The organism is Kribbella flavida DSM 17836, from assembly GCF_000024345.1.
GTDB classification, from domain to species: domain Bacteria; phylum Actinomycetota; class Actinomycetes; order Propionibacteriales; family Kribbellaceae; genus Kribbella; species Kribbella flavida.
Genome location: NC_013729.1, coordinates 6,346,909 through 6,367,529, shown reverse-complemented (window position 1 = coordinate 6,367,529; position 20,621 = coordinate 6,346,909). Strand labels below are relative to the sequence as shown.

17 protein-coding genes and 1 pseudogene are annotated in these 20,621 nt (G+C 71.4%); 12 read left to right on the top strand and 6 right to left on the bottom strand.

Annotated elements, in window-relative coordinates:
* Positions 1 to 6 precede the first annotated feature (6 nt).
* A complete protein-coding gene (locus KFLA_RS29410) occupies positions 7 to 1,191 on the top strand; it encodes an MFS transporter (RefSeq protein WP_012923483.1) in 1,185 nt (394 codons plus the stop codon).
* A gap of 18 nt (positions 1,192 to 1,209) precedes the next feature.
* Here KFLA_RS29410 and KFLA_RS29405 read toward each other — a convergent pair whose 3' ends face one another.
* Positions 1,210 to 2,169 (bottom strand): R2-like ligand-binding oxidase, encoded by a 960-nt coding sequence (locus tag KFLA_RS29405; RefSeq protein WP_012923482.1) that lies wholly within the window; start codon positions 2,167 to 2,169, stop codon positions 1,210 to 1,212.
* On the bottom strand, positions 2,166 to 2,765 hold the full coding sequence (locus KFLA_RS29400; RefSeq protein WP_041290627.1) for a TetR/AcrR family transcriptional regulator: 600 nt from the start codon (positions 2,763 to 2,765) through the stop codon (positions 2,166 to 2,168). The genes KFLA_RS29405 and KFLA_RS29400 overlap by 4 nt, the downstream gene beginning before the upstream one ends.
* Positions 2,766 to 2,885: 120 nt before the next feature.
* On the opposite strand from KFLA_RS29400, the gene larE reads away from it, so the two are divergent.
* Both larE and KFLA_RS29390 read left to right on the top strand, forming a co-directional pair.
* Positions 2,886 to 4,355 carry an ATP-dependent sacrificial sulfur transferase LarE gene (gene larE, locus KFLA_RS29395; RefSeq protein ID WP_012923480.1) on the top strand — a complete coding sequence of 490 codons (1,470 nt, stop codon included), beginning with the start codon at positions 2,886 to 2,888 and terminating at the stop codon, positions 4,353 to 4,355.
* 165 nt (positions 4,356 to 4,520) lie between these two features.
* Entirely contained in the window at positions 4,521 to 4,904 is a 384-nt protein-coding gene (locus KFLA_RS29390; protein WP_012923479.1) for a cold-shock protein, read from the top strand.
* A gap of 188 nt (positions 4,905 to 5,092) precedes the next feature.
* Here KFLA_RS29390 and KFLA_RS36030 read toward each other — a convergent pair whose 3' ends face one another.
* Complete coding sequence (locus KFLA_RS36030) at positions 5,093 to 7,114, bottom strand: MFS transporter (RefSeq protein ID WP_012923478.1); 2,022 nt, start codon at positions 7,112 to 7,114, stop codon at positions 5,093 to 5,095.
* Between the two features lie 85 nt (positions 7,115 to 7,199).
* On the opposite strand from KFLA_RS36030, the pseudogene KFLA_RS29380 reads away from it, so the two are divergent.
* Positions 7,200 to 7,967: pseudogene (locus KFLA_RS29380) on the top strand (DUF3027 domain-containing protein); the annotation flags it as partial.
* A 284-nt stretch (positions 7,968 to 8,251) separates the two neighbouring features.
* On the opposite strand, the gene KFLA_RS29375 reads toward KFLA_RS29380, so the two are convergent.
* Positions 8,252 to 8,563: a DUF2530 domain-containing protein gene (locus KFLA_RS29375; RefSeq protein ID WP_012923476.1), complete on the bottom strand. Its 312-nt coding sequence runs from the start codon at positions 8,561 to 8,563 to the stop codon at positions 8,252 to 8,254.
* A gap of 76 nt (positions 8,564 to 8,639) precedes the next feature.
* Here KFLA_RS29375 and KFLA_RS29370 point away from each other — a divergent pair, with 76 nt between their 5' ends.
* Both KFLA_RS29370 and KFLA_RS29365 read left to right on the top strand, forming a co-directional pair.
* Positions 8,640 to 10,130 carry an NCS2 family permease gene (locus tag KFLA_RS29370; RefSeq protein WP_012923475.1) on the top strand — a complete coding sequence of 497 codons (1,491 nt, stop codon included), beginning with the start codon at positions 8,640 to 8,642 and terminating at the stop codon, positions 10,128 to 10,130.
* A 151-nt stretch (positions 10,131 to 10,281) separates the two neighbouring features.
* The gene (locus KFLA_RS29365; protein WP_012923474.1) at positions 10,282 to 12,369 is read left to right on the top strand and encodes a prolyl oligopeptidase family serine peptidase; all 2,088 of its coding nucleotides are present in this window, start codon (positions 10,282 to 10,284) and stop codon (positions 12,367 to 12,369) included.
* Positions 12,370 to 12,409: 40 nt separating this feature from the next.
* Here the strand turns inward: KFLA_RS29365 and KFLA_RS29360 are convergent, their stop codons facing one another.
* Complete coding sequence (locus KFLA_RS29360) at positions 12,410 to 13,489, bottom strand: hypothetical protein (RefSeq protein WP_012923473.1); 1,080 nt, start codon at positions 13,487 to 13,489, stop codon at positions 12,410 to 12,412.
* A gap of 187 nt (positions 13,490 to 13,676) precedes the next feature.
* Here KFLA_RS29360 and KFLA_RS29355 point away from each other — a divergent pair, with 187 nt between their 5' ends.
* The 4 genes from KFLA_RS29355 to KFLA_RS29340 all read left to right on the top strand — a co-directional run bounded on the left by KFLA_RS29355 (position 13,677) and on the right by KFLA_RS29340 (position 17,557).
* Positions 13,677 to 14,276: a glyoxalase superfamily protein gene (locus KFLA_RS29355; protein ID WP_012923472.1), complete on the top strand. Its 600-nt coding sequence runs from the start codon at positions 13,677 to 13,679 to the stop codon at positions 14,274 to 14,276.
* 76 nt (positions 14,277 to 14,352) lie between these two features.
* Entirely contained in the window at positions 14,353 to 14,802 is a 450-nt protein-coding gene (locus KFLA_RS29350; protein WP_049797454.1) for a MarR family winged helix-turn-helix transcriptional regulator, read from the top strand.
* A complete protein-coding gene (locus KFLA_RS29345; RefSeq protein ID WP_012923470.1) occupies positions 14,799 to 16,100 on the top strand; it encodes an MFS transporter in 1,302 nt (433 codons plus the stop codon). Before KFLA_RS29350 ends, KFLA_RS29345 begins: the two co-directional genes overlap by 4 nt.
* 56 nt (positions 16,101 to 16,156) lie before the next feature.
* Positions 16,157 to 17,557, top strand: coding sequence for a mycothione reductase (locus KFLA_RS29340; RefSeq protein ID WP_012923469.1), 1,401 nt, complete (start codon positions 16,157 to 16,159; stop codon positions 17,555 to 17,557).
* Positions 17,558 to 17,560: 3 nt separating this feature from the next.
* Here the strand turns inward: KFLA_RS29340 and KFLA_RS39475 are convergent, their stop codons facing one another.
* Positions 17,561 to 19,057 (bottom strand): LLM class flavin-dependent oxidoreductase, encoded by a 1,497-nt coding sequence (locus KFLA_RS39475; RefSeq protein WP_012923468.1) that lies wholly within the window; start codon positions 19,055 to 19,057, stop codon positions 17,561 to 17,563.
* 30 nt (positions 19,058 to 19,087) lie between these two features.
* Between KFLA_RS39475 and thpR the strand changes: the two genes are divergently transcribed.
* On the top strand, positions 19,088 to 19,651 hold the full coding sequence (gene thpR, locus KFLA_RS29330; RefSeq protein ID WP_012923467.1) for an RNA 2',3'-cyclic phosphodiesterase: 564 nt from the start codon (positions 19,088 to 19,090) through the stop codon (positions 19,649 to 19,651).
* A gap of 46 nt (positions 19,652 to 19,697) precedes the next feature.
* Positions 19,698 to 20,594, top strand: coding sequence for a hypothetical protein (locus KFLA_RS38510; RefSeq protein ID WP_202797040.1), 897 nt, complete (start codon positions 19,698 to 19,700; stop codon positions 20,592 to 20,594).
* Positions 20,595 to 20,621 lie beyond the last annotated feature (27 nt).

Genomic DNA, 20,621 nt, shown 5'->3' with positions numbered 1-20,621 from the left:
GGAACCATGACAAGCACCTGCGTCGCTGCGGCCCCCGGCAGAACCGCCATCCAGGGCTGGGTCGCCGCGATCACGATGGCCGTCACCGTGTTCACGGTGGTCACCGCCGAGATGCTGCCGGTCGGTCTGCTGACACCGATGGGTACGGCGCTCGCCGTCAGCGAAGGAACGGCCGGGCTCAGTCTCACCGTCACCGGCTTGGTCGCGGCGGTGTCGGCGCCCGTCCTGCCGCTGGTCCTCGGCAAGCTGGACCGTCGAACCGTTCTGGTCGGCCTGATGCTGCTGCTCGCCGTCGCCAGCGCGCTCGCCGCGTGGTCACCGAGCTTCGGCGTACTGGTTGTCGCCCGGATTCTCACCGGCATCGCGATGGGCGGCGTCTGGCTGCTGACCGTCGGACTGGCTCCGCGCCTGGTCCCGCGGGACTCCGTCGGCCCGGCGACCGCGCTGATCTTCAGCGGCATCGCGATCGCCTCGGTCCTCGGCATCCCGGCCGGCACGTCCGTCGGTGAGCTGGCCGGCTGGCGCTGGGCCTTCGGCTCGATCGGCGTGCTCTCGGTCGTGCTGGCGGTCGCTCTCGCGCTGCTGCTCCCGGCACTTCCGGCCGCAGCCCCCGTCCGCCTCGCCGACGTCGGGTCGGTCCTCAAGATCAAGCAGGTCCGGGTGGGCCTGCTCCTGGTCGCGCTGCTCGTCACCGCGCACTTCTCGGCGTACACCTATGTCCGCCCGATGCTGGAGCACCTCGCGAGCATCGGTCCGTCGCTGATCAGCACGCTCCTGCTCGCGTACGGCGTCGCCGGCGTCGCCGGGAACTTCGTGGCGGGCTCGGCCAGGTCGTTCCGCGTCATGCTGGTCGTGATCGCCGCACTGCTCGCAGCAGCCGTGCCGGCCCTTCCTTTGGTCGGCACAACGGTCGCCGGAGCCGTTGTGCTGCTGCTGATCTGGGGCTTCGGGTACGGCGGCGTCTCGGTCACCACGCAGGCCTGGAACCACGCGGCGGCCCCGCAGGCCCCCGAGGCGTCGTCGGCCCTCCTGGTCGGAGTCTTCAACGCCGCCATCGCCCTCGGCGCCTTCACCGGCGGCCGCGTCGTCGACCACCTGGGCACCGACGCGGTCCCGTACCTCACCGGCCTGCTCGCCCTCACCGCCCTCGCCGTCCTGCTCACCCAGCGCCCGAAAAAGCTGGAGGCATAGCGCACGGTTCTGCTGGGATCAGCGGACGGCGGCCAGGGCGGCGGAGTCCTCGGCGCCGAAGTCGTCCTCGAGCTTCTCGGGGGAGTAGTCCAGGTCGATGCCGGCCACGTCGGCGCCGAGGGCGGACTCGATCGCGCCGAGCCGGCGGGTGGCGCGGTCACCGGCGTACGTCATCAGGGCGGTGGGGTCGATCTCGGGCGGTAGTTCGGGGGAGTTCTCCATCGCCCACTGGATCTGCACCAGGGCGTGCGGCAGCAGATCCTCCATCGTGTCGGTGACGACCTTCCAGTTGGCCGCGTCGGCGGCGACGTGCCGGCGGCAGGTGAACGTGCCCCAGGCCATGTGCCGGCGCTCGTCGTCGCCGATGTGGCGGATCAGTTCCTGCATGCCGGGCAGGATCCTGCGTCCGGTGCAGAGCAGGTTCCAGGCGTGGTAGCCGGTCAACGCCAAGGTGCCCTCGACCACGTGGTTGTAGGTGACCGAGGCCCGGACCTGGTTGGCCGGCGACGGGTCGTCGGCGAGCGACTTCAGCGCGACCGGCAGAGCCTCGTAGAAGATCGCGCGGTAGCCCGGGTTGTTCTCGACGTACCGGTGCAGGTCCTCGGTGACGCCGACCGCGTCCAGCCAGAGCCGGAAGACCGCGGTGTGCTTGGCCTCCTCGAAGCAGAACTGGGTCAGGTACATCTCGTCGCCGAACCGGCCCTCGGCAGCCATCGCCTGCAGGAACGGCTGCAGGTCCTCGGTGACCGCCTCTTCGCCGGCGATGAACTGCGCGCACAGCATCATCGCGTTGTCCTTCTCGTTCGGCGTCAGCCGCTGCCAGTCCTCGGCGTCCTGGCTGAAGTCGAGGTCGCGCGGGTTCCAGAACTTGCGGTTGCCCTTGTCGAACAGCCGCAACGGCAGAGCGTCCCAGTGGAACCCGCCGGCCCGCAGCGAGCTGAAACCTTGGCGGTGCAAGGGATTCGCGACCGTGGTCATGGCTGCCTCCTGCTGTCTCGCGCTGAACTGAGGAACGGGCCCAGCACCTGGGCGACCTGGGCTCCGACGACCGCGGGCGCGGCGCCGGGGTTGACGATGTGGCTCAGAACGACGCGCAGCGCGATGTCGACGCAGGTGGTGGCGTCCTCGGCCGGCACCTCCGGCCACTGCTCGCGGACGTACGCGTCCAGCCGCTGATGGCTCAGCTCCAGCACCTGCTGGCCCCGGGTGGTGAGTAGCTGACTGGCCTGGTCCGAACCAGGCTGGCCGAGCGCGGCCTTCACCAGCGGGTTGTCCGCGGCCAGCGTCAGCGCGCGCTCCACCGCGGCCTGCAGACCGGCGATCGGCTCGGCGTGCTCGGCGAGCGCGGCGTTGACGTCCACCAGGAACCGCTCGGTCTCCCGCACCGCGACGGCCTGCAGCAGACCCCACTTGTCCCCGAACTCGTTGTAGACCGTCTGCCGGGAGACGCCGGTCCGGCGTGCCACCTCGGCCATCCGGAGCGCGTCGTACCCGCCGCCCACCAGGGCGTCGTACGCCGCGTCGAGCAGCTCCTCGCGCAGTCTGCGCTTCGTCCGCTCGCTGAAGCTCTCCATGACCAGCATGGTTTACATATCGGCGAACGATGTCAAGGAGTCGGATCAGATACCCGCAAGTGTCAACCCGGAGCCAGACGGGCGAGCCTCACCGGCAGCCGAGGACGTAGGGTTGGGGACGTGTCAACCGCCGAGATCCAGCCCAGTCCCGCTGCCACCGACGTGCCGGAGCTCGTGGTCGGGTTCGACCTGGACATGACGCTGATCGACTCCCGGCCGGGCATCCAGGCGGTCTGGGACCTGCTCGTCGCCGAGACCGGGGTGCCGATCGACACCGACCTGGTGGTGAGCCGGCTCGGGCCGCCGCTGACCTGGGAGATGGCGAACTGGTTCCCCGCCGACCAGGTCGACGCGATGGTCGCGCGGTACCGCGAGCACTACCCCGCGCACGCGATCACCGGCAGCCTGCCGCTGCCCGGCGTGGCCGAGTCGCTGGCCGCCGTCCGGGCGCTGCGCGGGCGGACCGTGGTGGTGTCGGCCAAGTACACGCCGAGCGTGAAGCTGCATCTGGACCACCTCGGCCTCGACGTCGACGAGCCGGTCGGTGACCTGCACGGCGTCGAGAAGGGCACCGCGCTGCGCGAGCACCACGCGACCATCTACGTCGGCGACCACACCGCCGACATCGACGGCGCCCGGGCCGCCGGAGCCGTCGCGGTCAGCGTCGCCACCGGGCCGTTCACGGCCGACGAGCTGCGGGCGTACGGCGCCGACGTGGTGCTGAACGACCTCACCGAGTTCCCGGCCTGGCTGGACGCGTACGTGCTGGAGCAGCGGCTGGAAGCCCTGATGGCGCGACTGGCGTCGTACCCGAGTCTGGTGGTCGCCTTCAGCGGCGGCGCCGACTCGGCCTTCCTGCTGGCGGCGGCCGCCCGGGCGATCGGCCCGGCGAACGTGGTCGCCGCGACCGCGGTCAGCCCGAGCCTGCCGGTCGCGGAGCTGGAGCCGGCCGCGCGGTTCGCCGACGGCCTCGGCGTCCGGCACGTCACCCCGCACACGCACGAGATGGACCGCGAGGGCTACCAGGCCAACGCCGGCGACCGGTGCTACTTCTGCAAGGCCGAGCTGGTCGAGACGCTGCAGCCGATCGCGGACGAGTTCGGCATCGCCGCGATCGCCACCGGCACGAACGCCGACGACGCGATCGCCGGCTTCCGGCCGGGCATCCGGGCCGCCTTCGAGCGCGGCGCGATCACCCCGCTGCGGGACGCCCGGCTGACCAAGGCGCAGATCCGGGAGGCGTCGCGCAGCTGGGGCCTGGAGACGTCCGACAAGCCGGCCGCCGCGTGCCTGTCCAGCCGGATCGCGTACGGCATCCGGATCACGCCGCACCTGCTGGCCCGGGTGGACCGGGCCGAGCAGGCGGTCCGCGCGCACCTCACGCCGTACGGGGTGCAGAACGTGCGGGTCCGCGACCTCGGCGAGTCCGCAAGCATCGAGATCGACGCCGAGCTGCTCGGCACGGTGGACACCGCGGCCCTGGTCCAGCTGGTCCGCGCGCAGGGCTTCACCGCCGCCGCCGTCGACCCGCGCGGCTTCCGCTCCGGCTCGATGAACGAGCGGCTGAAGGAGCCCGAAAAGTACCGCTGAGCCGGGCCGGGATTACGAGACCCGGCGGTGCCAAATCGTTGTCCGGTCAGCCGCTTTCCCGGAGGCGCGGCGGAGCCCGGTCACGTACGCTGGGTAGCCGGCGCCCGGCAGCCTGTCCGGTCGCCTTTCCGTCCTGTTCCGACGATCGACACCGAAGAGGTTCCCGTGCCTGTTGGCAAGGTCAAGTGGTATGACTCCGAGAAGGGGTTCGGCTTCCTCAGCAAGGAGGAGGGCGGGGACGTCTACGTCCGGGCCGAGGCCCTGCCGGCCGGAGTGACCAACCTCAAGCCGGGCCAGAAGGTGGAGTTCGGGGTCGTCGAGGGACGCAAGGGCGAGCAGGCGCTGCAGGTCCGGCTGATCGACCCGCCGCCGTCGGTGGCCAAGGCGATGCGGCCGAAGCCGGAGGAGATGGCGCTGGTCGTCGAGGACCTGATCAAGCTGCTCGACAATCTCGGCGAGGGCTACCGCCGCGGCCGGCACCCCGACGGCAAGGCCGCCCGCCAGGTCGCCACCGTCCTGCGCGGCGTCGCCGACCGCCTCGACGTCTGACCCCGCCCGCCGTCCCTTCCCGCCGCAACCCCTTCACCCCCGGCCTGCGCCCCGGCCCCACCTGAGGGGATAACCCGCCAACTTGTGGGTTCTGCCTGCGCATGCGCCCCGGTAGACCCAGCAGGTGCAGGGTTATCCCCGGGAATGGGGTGGGTGGGGGGAACCAGCTGGCATCACGCAGTAGAACGTCAGCGGGGGCGGCGGCGGAAGAGGCCGGGGCGGCGTTCGACGCGCGTCTCGTCGTCGGGCTCGGCGGTACGCCGGGAGGTGCCGCGGTCGGCGGCTGGTTGTTCGGCGGTGCGTTCGACGGTGGGTTCTTCGGACCAGGTCGTGGGGGCGATCTCGGTCTCGTCGTCGTCCGGGTGGCCGCTCCACCAGCGGCCGGCGGCGGCGTCGGGAATCGCCGACGGCTTCGGGTTGCCGTCCGGGTCGACGCGCAGCTCGACGGTCGGCTCGTTGGAGCGCTCGGGGGCGTCGGTGCGCGGCCCCCGGGCCCGGCGTTCGCTGATCCGCTCGGTCGGGTCGTCGGGGCTGGTCATCACCGTCCGCGCGGTGGCGACCCGCTCCGCGCGGGTCTCACTTGTCGCGGTTGAGCCCGATCCCGGGCCGGGCTCGGGCGCTTGCGGCCGAGTACGCGACCCGCTCGGACCCGGCGACGGCGGTTGCGGCTGTGGAGCCGGTTGGTGCCGGATCACCAGGATGATCACGGCGATCAGCACCGCCGCGAGGAAGCCGAACCCCAGCCGCGGGATCAGCGGCAGCACGATGCCGCATCCGCCGCCGATCACCCAGGACAGCTGCAGCACCGTCTCCGACCGGGCGAACACCGACGTCCGCACGGTCTCCGGGACGTCGCGCTGGATCATCGCGTCCAGCGACAGCTTGCCCAGTGAGCTGCACAAGCCGGCCACCAGTCCGAGCAGGATCAGCGTCGGGAACCCGTAGAACACCGCCACGCAGATCGCGATCGTCGCGTCCGCCAGCAGCACCACCAGCACCACGATCTCGGGTTTTCTTGCCTTGAGCAACGATCCGGTCAGGGTTCCCAGGCTGTTGCCGAGGCCGGCCGCGGCGATCACCGCGCCGGCCGCGAGCGCGCCGTCCAGGCCGCTGATCGGTTTGTCCCGGAGCAGGAACGCGAGGTACATGGTCAGGAAGCCGGAGACGAACCGCAGCCCGAGGTTGCACCGGATGCCGCGCGACACCGCCGCGGTGATCGCCCGCCGCCGCGCCTCCCGCCCGGCCGAGCCGAGCATCTCCTGACCGGCCGGGGAGTCCACCTTGCTCGGCAGCCGGATCGCCAGCACGAGTCCGACGGTGTAGACCAGCGCGGCCCACCGCAGCGACCACTCCGGCCCGATCGCCGCGAACGCGCCCGCGATGCCGGCGCCCACGGTCGCGCCGGCCACTCCGGCCAGGGAGATCCGTGAGTTCGCAGTGACCAGGCTGATCTCGTTCGGCAGCAGGCGGGGCACGGCCGACGCCCGGGTCACGCCGTACGCCTTGGAGGCGACCAGGCAGCCGAGGGCCGCCGGGTACAACCAGGTCGAGCTGTCGTGGATCGAGGCGGCCAGGCTCCAGACCAGGAAGCCGCGCAACCCCAGCGTCGCGCCGATCGCCCAGCGGCGGCCGTGCCGGAAGCGGTCCAGGATCGGGCCGATCAGCGGCGCCATCAACGCGAACGGGGCCATCGTCAGCAGCAGGAACAGCGCCACCCGGTCCCGCGCCTGCTCACTCGGTACGGCGAAGAACACGGTGCCCGCGAGCGAGACGGCGAAGGCGGTGTCGCCCGCGGCGTTGACCGCGCCGAGCTCGATCAGCCGCGACAGCCCGGACTCGCCCGCCCCCTGCGCGCTGGTCAGGCCACGGATCCGTCGGCCGGTCGCCTTGCCCGCCCGCCCGGTGAACCCGGCGGTCTTCTTCGAGATCGTGGCGAACCCGCCGGCACCGACCTTCGAGGCGTGCCCGACCTTGCGGCCCGCGCTGCCGAGTCGCTGCCCGGCCGAGCTCAGCCGCTCGCCGGCGCGCTTCTGCCCGTCCTTCGGTCCGCCGCCGCGCCCGCCGGCGCCGCCGCCCGAGGAGCCGCCGGCGCCCGCACCCGGCGAGCGTCCTGAGCCTCCGCTCGGGGAGCCCGCACCGGGCGCCGAGCCCGTGGCCGCGCGTCGCGGCTGCTCGGTGCGCGGCCGGTCCGCCGGGTCAGGACTCTGCATGTCTCCATCCTGCCTTGTGCGGGGGACAGACCGCAGTCGCGGCACGGTTCGGATCCGTCGGCCGACCGTGCGAGAATGATCGATTGTGACTCCCGTCAAAGCTCCGGAACCGGTCCGCGCCAAGCCCGACGCCGTCTGCGTCGCGGCGGTCGAACCTGCCCGGGCGGCGGCGGTGGAGGAAGCCGGCGCCCCGCAGGTCGGCGACCACCTCGGCCACCTGGTCGAGGGTGAGCGCCTCGTCACGCACTACTTCGCCTCCACCCACCCGGGGTACCGCGGCTGGCGCTGGGCGGTGACGGTCACCCGCGCCTCGCGGGCCAAGACCGTCACGGTCAACGAGGTCGTGATGCTGCCGGGCGAGGACGCCGTCGTCGCCCCCGAGTGGGTCCCGTGGTCCGACCGGGTCCAGCCGGGTGACCTGCGGCCGGGCGACCTGTTCCCGACGCTGCCGGACGACCCGCGGCTGGAGCCCGGCTACACCGACACCGCCGGCGCGCCCGACGAGGTGCTCGCGGTGGTCGAGGAGCTCGGCCTCGGCCGCGAGCGGGTGCTCTCGCAGGTCGGCCGGGAGGAGTCGGCCGAGCGCTGGTACGCCGGGGACTTCGGCCCGTCCTCGCCGATCGCGCAGGCGGTACCGTACAAGTGCCACTCCTGCGGCTACTGGATCCGGCTGGCCGACAGCCTCGGCCAGGCCTTCGGCGCCTGCGCCAACGAGATGGCCCCGGGCGACGGTCGGATCGTCGCCTACGACTTCGGCTGCGGCGCGCACTCCGACGTCGTGATCGACTCCGTGGACCAGCCGTCCACCGAGCACGCCTTCGACACCACCGGGTACGACGAACTGGCGATCGACGTCACCCCGACCCCGGCCGCCGCGGACGACGAGATCGCGGAAGCCGACGCCGTGCAGGCCGAGATCGAGGCGGCCGTCGAGCCGCCGTCGGACGACGACGTGGTGGTCGACCCGGTCGCGGACGAGACCCACCCGGCCGTCGAGGACCTGCTCGACGCGAGCGAGGCCGACGACGAGGAAACGGCCGACGAGTCGGGCGAGCACGAGTCCGGTGAGGACGGCGCGGCTGAGGACGAGACGGCCGATGACGAGACGGGCGAGAACGAGACGGACGAGACCGGGGTCTAGTCCTCGGTCGCCGAGCGGTGGCCGGCCTGGATCGATGACCAGCGCCGCTTGCAGTAGGCGAGCCCGATCCAGCCCAGCCCGAACCCGGCGACGGTGACCCACAGCCACCAGTCGTTGCCGGACCGCTCCAGGTCGTCGCGGAAGACCAGCACGGCCACGAAGGCCAGCGCCCAGGCGACGATCCCGGCGATCACGGTCGGGATGCCGGACAGGTCGAGCGGCTTGACCTCCGCGTGCACCAGCTCACCGCGCGCCAATTGACTGGTCGGATCGGTGCGTTTCTTCGACGCCGGGTTCTGCTCTGCCACGCTCTCACCCTAGCGGCCCACGCCCGCTTTCCGGGATCGCTCGCCCCGGCCCGGGCGGACCTGGCACGATTCCGCCATGAGCTCGCCCCAGGCTGTCACCAGCCGCTCCCGCTTCGCCTCCTCCTCGATCGGACGCGGCGTCGACTCGTTCTTCCACATCAGCGATCGTGGCTCGACCCTCGGCCGTGAGGTTCGCGGCGGTCTGGTCACCTTCTTCACGATGGCCTACATCGTGGTGCTGAACCCGCTGATCATCGGCACCGTCAAGGACGGCACCGGCCAGTACGTCGGCGGCGGCACCGACCCGACCGCCTCGATCGCCAAGGTCGCGGTGGCCACCGCGCTGGTGGCCGGCGTGATCACGATCCTGATGGGCCTGGTCGCGAACTTCCCGCTCGCGCTGGCCACCGGCCTCGGCCTGAACGCGTTCCTGGCCTTCTCGGTGGCGACCAAGATGACCTGGGCGGACGCGATGGGCCTGGTGGTGCTGGAGGGCATCATCATCCTGCTGCTGGTGCTCACCGGGTTCCGCCGAGCGGTGTTCGAGGCGGTGCCCCGGCAGCTGAAGATCGCGATCAGCGTCGGCATCGGCCTGTTCATCGCGTTCATCGGCGTGATCGACGCCGGCTTCGTCCGCCGCCCGGAGGCGCCGACGGGCCCGCCGGTCGAGCTGGGGGTCGGCGGCAACCTGCGGGGCTGGCCGGTGCTGGTCTTCGTGGTCGGTCTGATCCTGATCGTGTCGCTGTACGCCCGCAAGGTGAAAGGCGCGATCCTGATCGGCATCCTGACCGCGACGGTGCTCGCGATCGTGGTCGAGGCGATCGTCGGGGTCGGCGGCCGAACCGCCGAGAACCCGGGCGGCTGGGGTCTGAGCGTGCCGTCGCTGCCGGACAACTGGTTCAGCCGGCCCGACCTGGACCTGCTCGGTGAGTTCACCCTGTTCGGCTCGTTCTCGCAGGTCGGCGCGGTGTCCGCGATCCTGCTGATCTTCACGCTGATGCTGGCCGACTTCTTCGACACGATGGGCACGATGACCGCGATCGGCGCCGAGGCGAACCTGCTCGACGAGCAGGGCAACCCGCCGAACGCGCAGCGCATCCTGATCGTCGACAGCGTCGCCGCGGCCGCCGGTGGCGCCGCCTCGGTGTCCAGCAACACGTCGTACATCGAGTCGGCGTCGGGCGTCGGCGAGGGGGCCCGGACCGGCCTGGCCAGCGTGATCACCGGGATCTGCTTCCTGCTCTCGATGGTGTTCGCGCCGCTGGTCACGCTGGTCCCGTACGAGGCGGCCACGCCGGCGCTGGTGCTGGTCGGGTTCCTGATGATGGCCCAGGTGAAGGGCATCGACTTCGACGACCTCGAGGTGGCGATCCCGGCGTTCCTGACCATCATCCTGATGCCGTTCACGTACTCGATCTCGGCCGGCATCGGCGCCGGCTTCGTCTCGTACGTGCTGCTCAAGGTGGTCCGGGGCAAGGCCCGCCAGGTGCACCCGCTGATGTGGGTGGTCGCCGCGCTGTTCGTCGTGTACTTCGCGATCGGCCCGCTGGGTGACTGGCTGACCTGACCGGGACCTGCCGTCCGGGAGTGCACCGAGGGGTGATAGGTTCTCGGTGCACTCGGGTTCTCCGACTGCCTGCTGATGCTCCGCCGCCGCGTTCGAGCGTCACGCTTCTTCCCCCGCAGTCCCTTCGGATACGACGCCCAAGGTCTCGGTTATGGACACACACCACACACCAGCCCTGTCACCCGCCGAGGCCTACCCCGCCCAGTCGGCCCGGACCCAACGCTTCTCCCTCGGCCTGCCGCGCGCCTTCACCGTCGCCCCGGACGGCGAGCGGGTGCTCTTCCTCCGCACCCGCGGCCCCGAGGATCGGGCGAGCTGCCTGTGGCTGCTCGACGGCACGGGGGAGCGCCTGCTGGTCGCCCCTGAACACCTCGGCGACGACGGCCCGGTCCCCGAGGCCGAGCGCATCCGCCGGGAACGCGCCCGGGAGCGGTCCGGCGGCGTGGTCGCGTACAGCGCGGACACCGCGCTGCAGACCGTGGTCTTCGCGGTCAACGGTCGGCTGTGGCACCTCGACCTGGCCACCGAGGCGCTGCGCCGGCTGGACCCGGCCGGCCCGGTCGTCGATCCACGGCTGGACCCGACCGGTCGCCGCGTCGCGTACGTGACCGACGGCTCGCTGCACGTCCTGGAGATTGCCCTTGGCAACGACCAGCGGGTGGCCGGCGACGACGATCCGCTGGTCGGCTGGGGACTGGCGGAGCACGTCGCCGCCGAGTCGATGAACCGCACGCGCGGCCACTGGTGGTCACCCGGCGGCGACCGCCTGCTCGCCGCACGGGTCGACCTGACGCCCGTCCAGCGCTGGTGGATCGCCGACCCGGCCAACCCCCGGACCCGCCCGCGGGAGATCCGCTACCCGGCGGCCGGCACCGCCAACGCGCTGGTCTCCCTGCACGTGCTCGACCTGTCCGGGACGACGATCGACATCGACTGGGACCGGGAAACCTTCGAGTACCTGGTGTCCGCCGCCTGGGACCGGCACGGCCCGTTGATCAGCGTGCAGTCGCGGGACCAACGGACCCTGCACGTGCTCAGCGCCGACCCGTCGACCGGCCTGACCGAGGTGCTGCACGAGCAGCGGGACACCGCGTGGGTCCAGCTCCTCCCCGGTACGCCGGCCCGCACCGCGTTCGGCAAGCTCGTGGTCCCCGACGACACCCCTCACACCCGCAGGCTGCTGGTCGACGGACAACCGGCGACCCCGGACGGACTCCAGCTGCACGCTGTCCTGGACGTCACCGCCGAGTCGGTGCTCTTCGAGGCGAGCAGCGAACCGACGGAGCGCCACGTCTGGTCACACGACCCCGCCGGTCTCCGCCGGCTCACCGACACCCCCGGCGTGCACACCGCCACCCGGACCGGCGACACCCTCGTGCTCACCGCGAACACCGAGACCGGCCGGAGCTTCGCCGTACGCCGGGACGGCCGGCCCGACCAGGAGATCCGGTCCTTGGCGGCCGCGCCTGTGCTGACTCCCCGGATCACCTGGATGTCTGCGGGGGAGCAGGAGCTGCGCACCGCCCTCGTCCTGCCGTCCTGGTACGAGCCGGGGACCACCTTGCCGGTCCTGATGGCGCCGTACGCCGGTCCGGCGATGCAGATCGTCGTCCGCGCCACCACCCCGGCGTACGCGACCGCCCAGTGGTACGCCGAGGCCGGGTTCGCCGTGGTCATCGCCGACGGCCGCGGTACGCCGGGACGCGGACCGGCCTGGGAGAAGACCGTGCGCGGCGATACCCTGTCGGCGCCGCTGGAGGATCAGGTGATCGCTCTGCACGCAGCGGCGGAGTACTGCCCGGACCTTGATCTCACCCGGGTCGGCATCATCGGCTGGAGCTACGGCGGCACGCTGGCGGTGGCCGCCGTACTCCGCCGGCCGGACGTGTTCCACGCGGCAGTGTCCGGTGCGGGGCCGAGCGATCAGCGCCTGTACGACACCCACTGGCGCGAGCGCTTCCTCGGGCACCCGGATGACAACCCGGAGGCGTACGACAGGTCGTCACCGATCGCGGACGCGGCCAACCTGTCCCGCCCGTTGTTGCTCGTCCACGGGCTGGCGGACGACAACGTCGTCGCTGCGCACACGCTCCGGCTGTCCGCCGCGCTGCTGGCCGCCGGGCGCCCGCACCAGGTGCTGCCGCTGTCGGGAGCGGGACACGCACCGACCGACGAGGCTGCGGTCGAAGGGCTGATGCGCCACCAGTTGCACTTCCTCAAGACTGCCCTTCAGGCCTGACCTGATCGCCCCGGTCGCGGCAGCAGCCGAGGCCGGGGTTTCAGGCCGCGATGCGGGAACGGAGCTCGAGGTACTCGGAGCGGGCGGTGAACAGCTCACGCAGCTCGTCGGACACGTTGTCCAGGAACTCCGTCCGGTAGGTGGCGTCGGTCATCAGCGAGATCGAGTAGTACAGGCCGGTGAAGTTGGCGATGCCGATGGCAACCTTCACCATGGCCTCGCTGATCAGCAGCGGGTGACCGAGCAGCCAGAACTCGTACGACCAGGCGCCCGGGTCGATGCCCCAGTCGGCGTAGATGCGGGCGCTGATCGCCAGCATGCCGAAACCGACGAAGAAGACGCCGACGCCGGCGCTGACCACCAGGACCTGCATCCACTGGCGGATCACCAGACTCACGCTCAGGTTCAGCCGCTGCATCCGGCGCAGCGGCGGGCCGGAGCCGGCGTCGCGCTCGACCCGGTCCAGCTCCTGCGGCAGCCGCAGGACCAGGAACAGGTTGCTGAGCACGGCGAACGCGATCGCCGAGAAGACGATGAAGGCGACCGGCATGCCGGCGAACACCTGCCACATCTCGGTGTTCACGAACAGCACGAGCGAGAACACCAGCAGCAGCGGCAGTGCGCGGATCAGGCTGGCGACCGAGCTCGCCAGCTCACCCGCGAGCCGGCGCAGCCCCCACAGCGTCGTACCGATCAGGCCGTAGCCGACCACGACGTACACCAGGCCGAGCAGGACCAGGTTGCCGGCGGCCACGCCGAAGAACTGCCGCAGCTGGAACTGCGACAGCAGCGGCAGCAGAGCCGGCAGCAGCACGAAGGTGGCCAGCTCCGGGATGCCGAAGCGGGTCGGCAGCGACCAGAACGGCCGGCCGCGCAGCAGGTTCAGCAGGCCGAAGCCGCCGACCAGCACGGCCAGACCACCGAGCACGGCCAGCGCGTTCACCCAGACCGGCCAGGTCAGCGAGGTCGCGCCGAGCATCTCGGCGACGAACACCAGCGCGAGCAGCGGCGTCGCCCGGGTGAAGATGTCGTGCACCGGCGAGAAGTCCTCGATGAACAACGGCAACCCGGCCCGGCGGAAGCGGTGCTCGTACTCGAGCAGATCCGCAGCAGTCCCCATGGCCGCACACCCTAATCGTTGACAGTGCCTACCTACCTTCCTAACCTGAGCGCACGGCTGATGCGGCCGGCCGCCTGCGCCCCGGAGGGGTTCGGTGAACGCATCGTTCGGCTTCCTGACGCTCTGCTCCCCGGCGGACCCATCAGCAACGCAGGCAACTGGTCTCGTTGTCCGCCAGGAGGATCAGATGCGTACTTTCCGCGACGCCAAGACGATGGCGAAGACGCTGCGGGCCGAGCTGCTCGCCCGCCGGCAGGTCGAGCTCGGGCACAGCGAGGCGCTGGAGATCGTCGCCCGCCAGTTCGGCCACGCCGACTGGAACGTGATGGCGGCCAAGGCCCGGCAGCTGGCCGGTGTCGACGGCGACGGCAGCACCGGTGTAGGCGGCAACCCGACGATCCCGGTGCTGCGGATCTTCGACGTCGCGCAGGCCCGCCGCTTCTTCGTCGACTTCCTCGGCTGCCGGCTCGACTTCGGCGGCCCGTCCGACGGTGCGGACGGGCCGTTCTACGGTCAGGTCACCCGGGCCGGCAGCACCTTCCACCTGACCGAGACGCCGTACGTCGCCTCGCCCGGCGCCACGATCGGGATCTGGCTGCCGAACCTGGACGACCTGCACGCGGAGCTCGACGCGCAGCGGACCCAGGTCGAGGTGTTCGGGCCGGCGGTCTGGGTGCCCCGGCCCGAGGACGCCGGCTGGGCCCGGGTGATGGCGGTCAACGACCCGTTCGGCAACATGTTGCGCTTCTGCCAGCCGCCGGACGCAGGTCACCTGCCGCGCTGGTGACACCGGAGCCGGACCACGGTGCGGAATACGCCGTCGGTCTTTATCGTTAGCAAAGGTAATGAGTTATGCTAACGACATGCCCGAAGTCGTAGCCCAGCAGGTGAAGTCCGACGTCGGGCTGGCGAGCGCCCTGCGGTCGTCCACGTTGCGGCTGTCCCGGCAGATCCGGCGGCAGCGCGAGGACGGCCACGACCTGACCGCGAACCAGCTCGGCGTTCTGGGAGCTCTCGGCAAGCACGCGGCGATGACGATCGGCGAGCTGGCCGCGCACGAGCAGGTCAAACCGCCGTCGATGACGCGGATCGTGTCGAACATGGAGGAGGCGGGCCTGGTGGTCCGCCGCCCGCACGCGACCGACAAGCGCCAGATCGTGGTCGAGCTGACCCCGGCCGCGCACGTGCTGCTGCTGGCCAACCGCCGGCGCCGCGACGAGTGGCTGCAGACCAAACTGAAGAAACTGACTCCCGAGGAGCGCGACATCCTGCGCAAGGCAGCGCCTGTTCTCGAACGCCTGGCGGCTACATGAGTCCGACCTTTCGCGCGTTCAAGGTCCGCAACTTCCGTCTCTACGCCTCCGGCGCGATCGTCTCGAACGTCGGCACCTGGATGCAGCGGGTCGCCCAGGACTGGCTGGTCCTGGAGCTGACCCACTCCGGGACGGCGCTCGGCATCGTCACCGGCCTGCAGTTCCTGCCGTCGCTGCTGCTCAGCCCGTACGCCGGCCTGGTGGCCGACCGCTTCCCGAAGCGCAAGGTGCTGACCATCACCCAGCTCGCCATGGGCGCGGTCGCGCTGGTGCTCGGCACGCTGACCGTGACCGGCCTGGTCGAGGCCTGGCACGTCTACGCGCTGGCGCTGCTGTTCGGCGTCGGCACGGCCTTCGACGCCCCGACCCGGCAGGCGTTCGTGGTCGAGATGGTCGGCCGCGACGAGTTGTCCAACGCGGTCGGGCTGAACTCGGCCTCGTTCAACGCCGCCCGGCTGATCGGCCCGGGCCTGGCCGGCCTGCTGATCCACTGGATCGGCACCGGTCCGGTGATCATGATCAACGGCTTCACCTACGCCGCGGTGATCATCTCGCTGCGGCTGATGCGGGTGGAGGAGCTGCACACGCCGAAGGTGGCCGCCCGCGACAAGGGCATGATCCGCGACGGCATGCGTTACCTGTGGCGCCGGCCGGACCTGATGATGGTGCTGGTCGCGGTGTTCTTCGCCGGCACCTTCGGGCTGAACTTCCAGATGACCTCGGCGCTGATGGCCACCAGCGCGTTCCACCAGGGCGCGGGGGAGTACGGCATTCTCGGCTCGATCCTGGCGATCGGCTCGCTGGCCGGCGCGCTGCTCGCCGCCCGCCGGGTCCGGACCCGCGCCCGCCTGGTGATCGGCGCGGCCCTGGCCTTCGGCGTGATGGTGGTGGTCAGCGGCCTGATGCCGACGTACCTGAGCTTCGCGGCGGTGCTGCCGCTGGTCGGGTTCACCGCGCTGACCATGCTGACCGCGGCCAACGCGACCATGCAGCTCGGCATCGAGCCGACCATGCGGGGCCGGGTGATGGCGCTCTACATGACCGTGCTGATGGGCGGCACGCCGATCGGCTCACCGTTCATCGGCTGGGTCGGTCAGGAGTTCGGTGCCCGCTGGTCGCTGATCGTCGGCGGCTCGCTCACCGTGCTCGGCACAGTCGCCTCGGTGATCTACTTCTCCCGCCGTCGCGGACTGGCGATCCGGCCCCGGCTCTTGCCCCGCCCGCGGCTCGACGTGCTGACCCAGCGTGAGGTGCAGGACGAGAAGGCCGCCGTCGACGCCGCCCACCGGGTGGCCTGAGCGGCGACCGCCCGCCGGCCGGTCGGGGCGGCTTGCCGTCACGGTCACAATGGGGTGTGACTCACTACGACTTGGTGATCGTCGGCACCGGCTCCGGGAACTCGATTCTCGACCACCGGTTCGCGGACCTGAAGACGGCGATCGTCGAACGCGGCACCTTCGGCGGGACCTGCCTGAACGTCGGCTGCATCCCGACCAAGATGTTCGTGCACACCGCCGACGTGGCCGCGACCCCGGCGCACAGCGCGCGGTTCGGCGTCGACGAGCAACTGACCGGGGTGCGCTGGGCGGACATCCGGGACCGCGTGTTCGGCCGGATCGACCCGATCGCGGCCGGCGGCGCGCAGTACCGGCGGCAGCATGCGGACAACGCGAACGTCACCGTGTACGACGGCACCGGCCGGTTCACCGCGACCAAGGAGCTGACCGTCACCGGTGCCGACGGGCAGACCCGGGTGATCACCGCCGACCGGTTCGTGCTGGCCGCGGGCAGCCGGCCGATCGTGCCGTTCGTGCCGGGGCTGACCGAGGCCGGGTTCCACACCTCCGACACGGTGATGCGGCTGGAGCGGCTGCCGGCCCGGCTCGGCATCATCGGCAGCGGGTTCGTCGCGGCCGAGTTCGCGCACGTGTTCTCCTCGCTCGGGGTCGAGGTGACGCTGATCGCCCGGTCCGCGCTGCTGCTGCGCCGCGAGGACACCGAGGTCGCCACCCGCTACACCGACCTGGCCACCGCCGCGTACGACGTCCGGCTGCTGCACGAGACGATCGGCGCCGTCCGCCGCGACGACGGGTCGGTCGCGCTGACCACGCTCAGCCCGGCGGGGGCCGACGAGGTCGTGGTCGACGAGGTGCTGGTCGCCGTCGGGCGGCAGCCGAACTCCGACCTGCTCGACCCGGCCGCGACCGGGGTCGAGGTGGACCAGGACGGCCGGGTGGTCGTCGACGCGCACCAGCAGACCGCCGTCGAGGGCATCTACGCGCTCGGCGACCTGTCGTCGAAGTACCAGCTCAAGCACGTCGCGAACCACGAGGCCCGGGTCGTGCAGCACAACCTGCTGCACCCCGACGACCCGATCGAGTCCGACCACCGGTTCGTGCCCGCGGCCGTCTTCGGCTCGCCGCAGATCGCGTCGGTCGGCCTGACCGAGGAGCAGGCGCGCGAGCAGCAGGTCCCGTACGTCGTGGGCCGCGCGGAGTACGCCGGCATCGCGTACGGCTGGGCGATGGAGAACACGACCGGATTCGCCAAGCTGCTCGCGGACCCGGCGACCGGGCTGCTGATCGGCGCGCACCTGATCGGCCCGCACGCCTCGACGATCCTGCAGCCGGTCATCCAGGCGATGAGCTTCGGCCTGGACGCGCACACGATGGCGCGCGGCCAGTACTGGATCCACCCGGCGCTGCCCGAGCTGATCGAGAACGCGCTGCTGAACCTCCCGCTCGACCGCAGCTGACGATCAGCGGAAGGCTTGGACCACCTCGCCGGCGGTGTCGAGCGGGGTCAGGTCGTCGTCGAGGTCCGGCAGGCTGATCATCACCTCGGCCACGCCCGCCTCGGCGAGTTCGCGGAAGCGGCCGACCTGGTCGCCGATCGTGCCGGCGTTCACCGCCGCGGCGTACCGAGCCGGGTCCTGGTGGCGGGGCCGGAGCCGGTTGACCAAGGCGTCGACCTGCTGCCGGTCCGTGCCGATCAGGGTCGTCGACAGGTGGGTGAGCGTGATTGGCGCACGGTCCCGGCGGACGGCCTGGTCGTGCAGGTATTCGGCTCGCTGCTTGACCTGGGCGACGTCGCCGAAGACGTTGGCGGCGTCGGCGTAGCGGGCCGCCAGCCGCAGCGTGCGCCGACCGCTGCCGCCGACCAGGATCGGCAGGTGTTCTTGCAGCGGGCGGGGGTAGCAGGTGGTGTCGGGCACGTCGACAGCCTTGCCGTGAAAGGGTTTGCTGCCCGGGCCCCACAGCGCGGGGAGAAGGTGCAGCGCGTCCTCGAGTACGGCGTACCGGTCGCTGACCGACGGGAAGTCCCACCCGTACGCCTTGTGCTCGGCCTCGAACCACGCCAGCCCGACGCCGCAGACGGCGCGGCCGCCGCTGAGCACGTCCAAGGTCGCGGCGATCTTCCCCAGGTGAGCGACGTTGCGGTAGGTGATGCCGCTGACCAGCGTGCCCAGTTTCACCTTCTCCGTGCAGGCGGCGAGGTAGGCCAGCGTCGTCCAGCTCTCCAGGAAGTCCTCCCAGGCTCGCCCCAACTGCGGGATCTGCCGGAAGTGGTCCATCACGTAGACCGCGTCGAAGCCCACCGCCTCGGCCCGGGTCGCGACCTGCTTGATCCACTCGGCGGTGGTCGTGCGCCCTGCTTTGTGCGTGTAGCTGCTCAACTGCAACCCGAACCGCAGCCCCTGCGGCGACTCCACCTGCCGCCGCGCCGCCGCATCCGCCTGCACAAAGGCCTCCGGTACGACGCGGACCTCCGTCGCCGCCCGCAGCACCTCGTCGAACCCCTCGTCCGGCAGCAGCTTCTTCACCGCGTTCCACGTCTTCAGCTGTGCGCTGAGCACGTCCGCCGGAATGCGCTTCTCCCGCGCGCGGTTGCGCCGGCGGCACTCGGCCGCCGGGGTGTCGAAGGCGACCGCCACGCACGGCAGCCCGTCCTCCCGCGCCAGCGCCAGCCATCCGAGTCGGCGCTCGCGGTCCAGTCCCAACGTGTCGATCACCGTCGTCAGCCGCCGCCCGATCCGCTGCCGGACAACCTCCTCCAGCACTGCGAACGCCCCGGCGCTCGCCGCCAGGTCGTCCTCCCCGGCCCCGACCAGCGCCCGCAGCCGATCGCTCGACACGACCAGTTCCGCGGGGAACCGCTCAGCCGCCCACGTCGACTTGCCCGCCGCCCCCGGACCCACCAGCACCACCACACACGGCGACGGCAGGTTCCGCCCCGCTGCGTCGGTCAGCTCCATACCTCAGTGTGGACTCCTTACTCTGGTCCCATGCGTTTATTTGTGGCCGTGGTGCCGCCGGTGGAGGTTGTCGAGCATCTGAGTGAGTTCGTGGAGCCGCGGAGGTCCCACCCGGACGAGGACGTCCGGTGGGCGAGTGACGAGACCTGGCACATCACCTTGGCGTTTCTCGGTGACGTGCCGGAGTGGAAGACCGACGACCTGGGCGAAGGACTGGAGCGCGCGGCCGGGCGGCAGAAGCCGTTCGACCTGCGGCTGCGCGGGGCCGGGGCGTTCCCCGGGGTGCCGGACGCCCGGGTGATCTGGACCGGTGTCGAGGACGAGTCCGGGGCGCTGCCGCACCTGGCGAGAACCACCCGGTCGGCGGCCAACAAGGCCGGTGTCACCGTCGACGGGCGCAAGTTCACCCCGCACCTGACGCTGGCCCGGTTGCGCCGGCCGATGGACGTGGTCCGCTACGTGCGGGTGCTCGACGAGTACCAGGGACCGGCCTGGACGGCCGAGAGCCTGCGGCTGATCTCGTCCCGGCTGGGCGAGGGCCCGGCGCACGGTGCGGCGTACGACACCGTGGGGGAGTGGGACTTCACGGGGTGAGCTCGCGAAGGCCGGAGCTGAACCGTGGGTTCACTACATTGTGGCGGTGAGCAACCAGCAGAACGGCTACCCGGGACAGCCGCCGTACGGTCAGCAGCCGCAGCAGCCGCCGTACGGGCAGCCTCCCGGCCAGCCGCAGTACGGAGCACCTCAGCACGGGCCGCAGTACGGCGGTTTCCCGCCGCCGCCTCCGCCGCCGCGCGGGCCGAGCAAGCTCGGCATCGTCGTGGTCAGCGTGCTCAGCGTCCTGGTGCTCACCGGGACCGGCATCTTCGTGGTCAGCCGTTTCACCGGCGGCTCCGGCGATTCCGCCGGCAGGACGACCGCGCCGGCCGCGTCCCAGCCGGCGAACGACGCCCCGACCCAACCGGCGGGCTCGCCCACGACAGACCCCAGTTCATCGCCTGGCGCACCGCCCAGCACGTCCCCCGCCCCGCCGGTCAGACCGTCCGCGCCCGCCTTGTGCAGCGGCTGCTTTCCCGGTGTGACCGTCAACGGACTGCTCAAGACGCTCAAGTCGAAGGGCTTCGTCTGCAAGGAGGGCAAGATCGGGATCCAGTGCGACAAGGGTAAGTTCGAGGTCGGCATCGAGCGCCACCACACGCAGAAGAACCACGTCGACAACATCGATGTCGGTGGGCGTGCCAGCGGTAAGGGCGATTACCCGCAGGGCCCGGCCCAGGCGTACGCCACGCTGAAGGCCGGCCTGCCGGGCGTGCTGCCGCTGGTCATCCGGGACGCCTCGGTCCGGCAGCGCGTCGTCGGCTTCACCGTGCAGCACGCGGACCAGGCCGACCGAGGGCCGAGCACGGCCAGGGACGCCAAGTTCAGCGGCTACCGGATCTCGATCCACGGAATGAGCGGTTTCACGATCCGCGGGAACGGGCGGTCGGCCACCAGTTGGTCCACCGCCGTGCACATCTACGGTCCGTCGGCCTACTGAGCCCGAGCCGCAGAACCCCTGAACGAC